The following is a 5975-nucleotide window of genomic DNA, read 5'->3' on the forward strand; positions in this document are numbered from 1 at the left end:
GGAAGCTGCGTCAGCATCCGCCCGGTCTTCGTCAGCCGTGGGTTTCGAGACGCGTCCGGCTGCGCCGGGCGCTCCTCAACCCGCGAGATTGCGCCCAGTTCGGCGAGCAGGTCGAGGCCGTCGCGAACGCCGCGTCGGTCCGGCGGCTGCAGGAACGGGAAGGCCATGATGTCGCCGAGGCCGAGCGCCATCATCTGCAGGATGACGGCGGCGAGATCGGTGCGCAGGATTTCGGGATCGGTGTACTCGGGCCTTCTCGCGAAGTCGTCTTCGGCGTACAGCCGGATCGCGATCCCGTCGCTCGTGCGGCCCGCCCGCCCCGAGCGCTGGTTCGCGCTCGCCTGGCTGATCGCCTCGATCGGCAGGCGTTGCACCTTCGCGCGCGGGCTGTACCGCGAGATGCGGGCGGTGCCGGCATCCACGACGTACTTGATGCCGGGCACCGTGAGGCTGGTCTCGGCGACGTTGGTCGCGAGCACGACGCGGCGACGGATGCCGGGTGCGCGTTTCGTGTCGAACACCCGGTGCTGCTCGGCCGACGACAGCCGCCCGTAGAGCGGCACGACCTCCGTGTGCGGGCGCGACGACAGCGCATCCTGGGCGTCGCGGATCTCGGCCTCGCCCGACAGGAATACCAGCACGTCACCGTCGGGTTCCCGCGCGAGCTCGTCGAGGGCCGCCCCGATGCCCTGCAGGTAGTCGAGGTCTTCGACGGGCTCGCCCTCCTGATCGTCCATGCGCTCCGACACCAAGGGCCGGTAGCGGATGTCGACGGGGTAGGTGCGCCCGCTCACCTCGACGATCGGCGCGGGGGAGCCGTCGGGGGCCGCGAAGTGCTTGGCGAACGACTCAGGGTCGATCGTCGCCGACGTCACGATCACCTTGAGGTCGGGCCGCCGGGGCAGCAGTTGCGCGAGGTAGCCGAGCAAGAAGTCGATCGTGAGCGACCGCTCGTGAGCCTCGTCGATGATGATCGTGTCGTAGCGCTTCAGATCCCGGTCGCGCTGCAGTTCGGCGAGCAGCACCCCGTCGGTCATCAGCTTCACGCGGGTGTCGCGTGCCGACCGGTCATCAAACCGCACCTGGTAGCCGACCACACCGCCGAGTTCGACCCCGAGTTCGCTGGCGATCCGCTCGGCTACCGACCTCGCGGCGATCCGCCGGGGCTGGGTGTGGCCGATCTTCTCGCGCCCGAGCTCGAGGCAGATCTTCGGCAACTGCGTGGTCTTACCCGAGCCGGTCTCGCCCGCGACGATCACGACTTGGTTGGCCGCGATGACGCGCGCGAGCTCGTCCCGCACCTGGCTGACGGGCAGCTCGGGTGGGTAGGTGATCTCGAGATCGGTGGGAGACATCAGCCGACCAGCCTATGGCTCCCACCGACCGCGCTAGCCCGTCGTGACGAGCTCCCGCTCGAGCCGCTGGTAGCTGGTCTCCATGCCGTCCGTCATGCCGGTGGCGAGGATGGCGTCGCGTTGTGCCGCGTCAGCGTACGTCACGAGGAGGGTCAGCAGGGTCACGCCGTCCTCCTCGTCGAACGACAGATCGTTGGTCGTCGCCGGGAAATCGGCACCGGTCATGCGCTCCGTGGTGACGATCCGACGCTCGGGCTCGAAGACCAGGGTTTCGCCGTCGAAGCCGAACCCGTGCCCGGGCGTGCCGTCTACCGGCTCCCAGGCGTACCGGTAGGCGCCGCCCGGGGTTGGGTCGACCTCGCAGACGGTCATCTTCCAGCCGTCGGGGCCGAGCAACCAACGCTTCATGAGGTCGGGCTCGGTGTGCGCCCGCCAGATGAGGTGGAGCGGCGCCTCGAACGCGCGGGTGATGCGCACGTGCTGGTCGTCGAGCACTTCCACCTGGGTGCCCGTGCCGAGCGCGTACTCGCGCAGGTCGGCGAGCACGGTGTCGAGCTGGCCGATCGCCTGGGTCATCCCCTCGGCCTGGCCCATCGCGAGCACCTTCTCGAGGTCCTCGAGCGTCTCGTTCGCCGACACCGCGGTGTAGCGCGACCCTTGAGCGGTGCTCTCGAACGTGAAGGTCATGCGTCCCGTCCCCATCGACGGGTCGACCTCGCCCTGCGCGTCGGCGAACGAGTCGAGCACGACGATGCGGTGCGGCTCCTCGACCTCGGCGAATTCCCAACGGCCGTGGAACCGCTCACCCTCGGGGCTCGTCATCCAGTAGTGGGCGATGCCGCCCGGGCGGAGGTCGTAGGTGTCGAACGTCGCGGGGTAGCCGGGGGGACCCCAGAACCGCTCGAGCTTGCGCGGGTCGGCAAAGGCGCCCCAGAGGCGCTCAACCGCGACGGGGAAGTCGGCCACGAGAGTCATCGTGAGGGCCTCGAGATCGGTGGTGACGGATGTCACGGGCATGGTGGGGTTCCTCTCCTGGATGTTCTAGTCGGCGTCTTCGGCGAGCACGGCATCGAGTCGGTCGATGCGGCTGCGCCACAGGTCGGCGTACGCGTCGAGTAGAGCTCGCGCGCGGGCGATGGTGTCGGGGTCGGCGCGCACGAGACGCTCCCGGCCGCGGCTCTCCTTGGTCACGAGGCCTGCTCCTTCCAGCACCGCGACGTGCTTCTGAACGGCGGCGAACGACATCGCGTAGGCGCCCGCCAGTTCGCTCACGGAGGCCTCACCCGTCAGGGTGCGGCGCACGATGTCGCGCCGCGTCGCATCGGCGAGGGCGTGAAAGATGCGGTCGACCTCGAGGTCGCTCAGTTTAGTATTTACAACCATTTGGTTGTACGTTAGCGCCCGCGCGACGCGGTGTCAACCCCGGTCGCGACGCCTACCCTGAGCACCATGACCGCGTCGCCGCCCTTGATCACCGCCCGGGACCTCCACGGGGTGCTGGGCGCCGTCAGCATCCTCGACGTGCGCTGGCGTCTCGATCAGCCGGACGGTCGCCCTGACTATCTCGCCGGCCACATCCCGGGCGCCGTCTACGTCGACCTCGACACCGAACTCGCCGACCACTCGCGTCCCGCCACCGAGGGCCGTCATCCGCTGCCGCAGGCGGGTGCACTGCAAGTCGCCGCGCGCCGCTGGGGCCTGCGCAACGACCGCACGGTCATCGTCTACGACGACCTCGGCAACATGTCGGCTGCCCGAGCCTGGTGGCTACTGCGGGATGGCGGTCTCGACGACGTGCGCGTGCTCGACGGTGCGTTGGGTGCCTGGCGCGCGGAAGGCTACCCGCTCGAGACCGGCGAGGTAGTGCCGCGCCCGGGCGACGTGCGGCTGCGTCACGGCGTGATGCCCGTGATCGGCCTCGACGACGCAGCCGGCTTCCCGGATCACGGCACCCTGTTCGACGCGCGAGCAGCAGAGCGGTACCGCGGCGATCAGGAGCCGATCGATCCCCGCGCGGGCCACATTCCCGGAGCGGTGAGTGCACCGTCGGCCGCAAACCTCGACCCCGACGGGCGCTTCCTGTCGCCCGAGCAGCTGCGGGCGCGCTTCCTCGAACTCGGCGCTGACCCGGGGGCGCCGGTCGCGGCCTACTGCGGTTCGGGTGTGGTGGCGGCTCACGAGGTGCTCGCACTCACCCTCTCGGGCTTCGCGCCGGCCCTCTACCCCGGCTCGTGGAGCCAGTGGTCGCAGCACCCGGACCGTCCCGTGGCGACCGGACCCAGCCCGCGCTGAGGCGGCGGTGGCAGGATGGCGGGGATGACTACGACGATTCCCACCTTGAAGCTCAACGATGGCCACGACATCCCGCAGCTCGGTTTCGGAGTGTTCAAGGTCGATCCCGACGAGACCGAGCGGATCGTGTCCGACGCCCTCGAAGCCGGGTACCGGCACATCGACACCGCGGCGGTCTACGGCAACGAGGTCGGCGTCGGTCGAGCGATCGCCGCGGCGGGCATTCCCCGCGACGAGCTGTTCATTACGACGAAGCTCTGGAACTCCGACCAGGGAACGCAACCGGCGTTCGACGCGATCGACCTGAGCCTCGAGAAGTTGCAGCTCGACAGCGTGAACCTCTACCTCATCCACTGGCCGCGCCCCGACCTCGACCGGTACCTCGAGACCTGGCTCGCCATGGAGCAGATTCGGGATGCCGGCAAGGCGACGAGCATCGGTGTTTCCAACTTCCACGTGCCGCACCTCGAGAGGCTGCTCGCCGGGTCGTCAACCGTTCCCGCCGTCGACCAGCTCGAACTGCACCCGACGTTCCAGCAGCGCGAGTTGCGGGCGTGGGGCGCCGAGCACGGCACGGCGATCGAGGCGTGGGGTCCGCTCGGTCAGGGCAAGTACGACCTGCTGGGGATGTCGGCGATCACCGAGGTCGCCGCGGCGCACGGAGTCAGCGCGGCGCAGGTCGTCATCCGCTGGCACCTGCAGAGCGGAATCATCGTGTTCCCGAAGTCGAACTCCGCGGAACGCATCGCTACGAACTTCGACGTCTTCGGCTTCGAGCTGACCACCGCCGAGATGGCCGCGATCGACGCCCTCGACGCGGGCAACCGCGTGGGCTCGAATCCCGAAACCGCGACCTTCTAGGGGATCTCCACCCGGATCCCGCGCGGGGTCGCCACGAGCAGGTCGGCGATCCCGGCGGCGGCGAAGGCGGCTTCGAGGTCGGCGCGGCTCTCGCTGAAGTGCTCCCAGTCCTCGGTGTGCACGCCGACGACCGCGCGGGCTCCGAGCATCCGGGTCGCCGCGACCGCGTCGACCGAGGTGAGGGTGAGTTGGCCGTCGATCGCCGGAACCCTGGCCGCGCCGACGAACAGCACGGCGACGCCGACGGGCGCGAACCGGGCAGCGATCTCGTCGACCAGGTCGAGGTCGGCGTTGTCGCCGCTCACGTAGACGCTCGGCGCACCGGGGGCTTCGAGCAGAAACCCGGTCACCGGCCCGACCCACTCTTCAGACCCCGGCGGCCCGTGCAGGGCGGGTACGCCTGTGACGGTGATCGGCCCATCCGGTGCTTCGAAGAACGCGGTCGCCCACGGTTCGAGTCCGGTGGCACCGGGAAGGTCGAGCCCGGCGGCGGCGTACGGCGTGGTGAGGGTAGGAATTCCGGTGCCCACGAGGGTGCGCCCGGCGGCATCCAGGTTGTCGGGATGCTCGTGGTGGCTGAGCAGGATCGCGTCGACCGGCTCGATCGCGGCGAGCGTGAGCCCCGGGCCGGCCGTCTTCACGAGTGTTGTCGATCCCGGGTCGGCGTACTCGCCGGGCGGGTCGAACGTGGGATCCGTGAGGATGCGCAACCCGGCGTACTCGAGCAGCACGGTCGGACCGCCCAGGTAGGTCACGGCAACGCCCGTCATAGGGTGAGCCTATGACGGGTAACCGGCTCGCCGACTCGACGAGCCCCTACTTGCGCTCCCATGCCGGCAACCCGGTCGACTGGTGGCCGTGGAGCGAGGATGCCTTCGCCGAGGCCGCGCGCCGCGACGTTCCGGTGCTCATCTCGATCGGCTACGCGACCTGCCACTGGTGCCACGTGATGGCGCGCGAGAGCTTCTCTGACCCCGAGGTCGCAGCCCAGCTCGCGGCCGGGTTCGTCGCCATCAAAGTCGATCGCGAAGAGCATCCCGACGTCGATGCCGCGTACCTCGCGGCGGCGAGCGCGTTCACCCCGTCGCTCGGCTGGCCGCTCACGGTGTTCGCCACCCCGGCCGGTGCAACCTTCTATGCGGGCACCTACTTTCCCCCGCGGCCGGTGCAGGGGGTACCGGCCTTCCGCGAAGTGCTCGACGCCATCACCGACGCCTGGACGCAGCGGCGCGACGAGGTGGAGCAGACGGCAACCGCGCTTGTCGCCGCGCTGACCGCCGACCGTCCCATCGCCGACGAGGCCGGGTTGTCGCCCGCGGTTCTCGAAGCTGCGGTCACCGAGGTGCTCGCGGTCGAAGACCGGGAATTCGGCGGCTTCGGAACCGCCCCGAAGTTTCCGACAACCCCGGTGCTCGCGTTCCTGCTCGAACAGGGAGGCAACCCCGCCCGCGAGCTTGGCCGACGAAC

7 protein-coding genes are annotated in these 5975 nt (G+C 69.8%); 3 read left to right on the forward strand and 4 right to left on the reverse strand.

All coding sequences use genetic code 11. From position 1 onward, the window contains the following. The 3 genes from hrpA to RMO30_RS12470 all read right to left on the reverse strand — a co-directional run. Positions 1–1355, reverse strand: a 1355-nt coding sequence (gene hrpA / locus RMO30_RS12460) for an ATP-dependent RNA helicase HrpA (protein ID WP_309714019.1), incomplete at its 3' end; no start/stop codon positions are given. Between the two features lie 33 nt (positions 1356–1388). Next, positions 1389–2372, reverse strand: coding sequence for an SRPBCC family protein (locus RMO30_RS12465; RefSeq protein WP_309714022.1), 984 nt, complete (start codon positions 2370–2372; stop codon positions 1389–1391). Between the two features lie 24 nt (positions 2373–2396). Further along, positions 2397–2738: a metalloregulator ArsR/SmtB family transcription factor gene (locus RMO30_RS12470; RefSeq protein ID WP_309714027.1), complete on the reverse strand. Its 342-nt coding sequence runs from the start codon at positions 2736–2738 to the stop codon at positions 2397–2399. 66 nt (positions 2739–2804) lie between these two features. Between RMO30_RS12470 and RMO30_RS12475 the strand changes: the two genes are divergently transcribed. Further along, the gene (locus tag RMO30_RS12475) at positions 2805–3647 is read left to right on the forward strand and encodes a sulfurtransferase (RefSeq protein WP_309714030.1); all 843 of its coding nucleotides are present in this window, start codon (positions 2805–2807) and stop codon (positions 3645–3647) included. Between the two features lie 24 nt (positions 3648–3671). Then, positions 3672–4508 carry an aldo/keto reductase gene (locus tag RMO30_RS12480; protein ID WP_309714033.1) on the forward strand — a complete coding sequence of 279 codons (837 nt, stop codon included), beginning with the start codon at positions 3672–3674 and terminating at the stop codon, positions 4506–4508. Here RMO30_RS12480 and RMO30_RS12485 read toward each other — a convergent pair. Continuing rightward, complete coding sequence (locus RMO30_RS12485) at positions 4505–5278, reverse strand: MBL fold metallo-hydrolase (RefSeq protein WP_309714036.1); 774 nt, start codon at positions 5276–5278, stop codon at positions 4505–4507. The two genes, RMO30_RS12480 and RMO30_RS12485, sit on opposite strands and share 4 nt — an antisense overlap. An 11-nt stretch (positions 5279–5289) precedes the next feature. Here RMO30_RS12485 and RMO30_RS12490 point away from each other — a divergent pair. After that, positions 5290–5975 (forward strand): DUF255 domain-containing protein (locus RMO30_RS12490; protein WP_309714039.1); only part of this gene is annotated, 686 nt, incomplete at its 3' end.

Origin of the sequence: Pseudolysinimonas sp. (assembly GCF_031389465.1) — a bacterium.
Lineage (GTDB): Bacteria > Actinomycetota > Actinomycetes > Actinomycetales > Microbacteriaceae > Pseudolysinimonas_A.

Bases quoted from the DNA above. Each gene is read 5' to 3' on its own strand.
- RMO30_RS12465 (WP_309714022.1), bottom strand. From the start codon at position 2,372: ATGCCCGTGACATCCGTCACCACCGATCTCGAGGCCCTCACGATGACT.
- RMO30_RS12470 (WP_309714027.1), bottom strand. From the start codon at position 2,738: ATGGTTGTAAATACTAAACTGAGCGACCTCGAGGTCGACCGCATCTTT.
- RMO30_RS12475 (WP_309714030.1), top strand. From the start codon at position 2,805: ATGACCGCGTCGCCGCCCTTGATCACCGCCCGGGACCTCCACGGGGTG.
- RMO30_RS12480 (WP_309714033.1), top strand. From the start codon at position 3,672: ATGACTACGACGATTCCCACCTTGAAGCTCAACGATGGCCACGACATC.
- RMO30_RS12485 (WP_309714036.1), bottom strand. From the start codon at position 5,278: ATGACGGGCGTTGCCGTGACCTACCTGGGCGGTCCGACCGTGCTGCTC.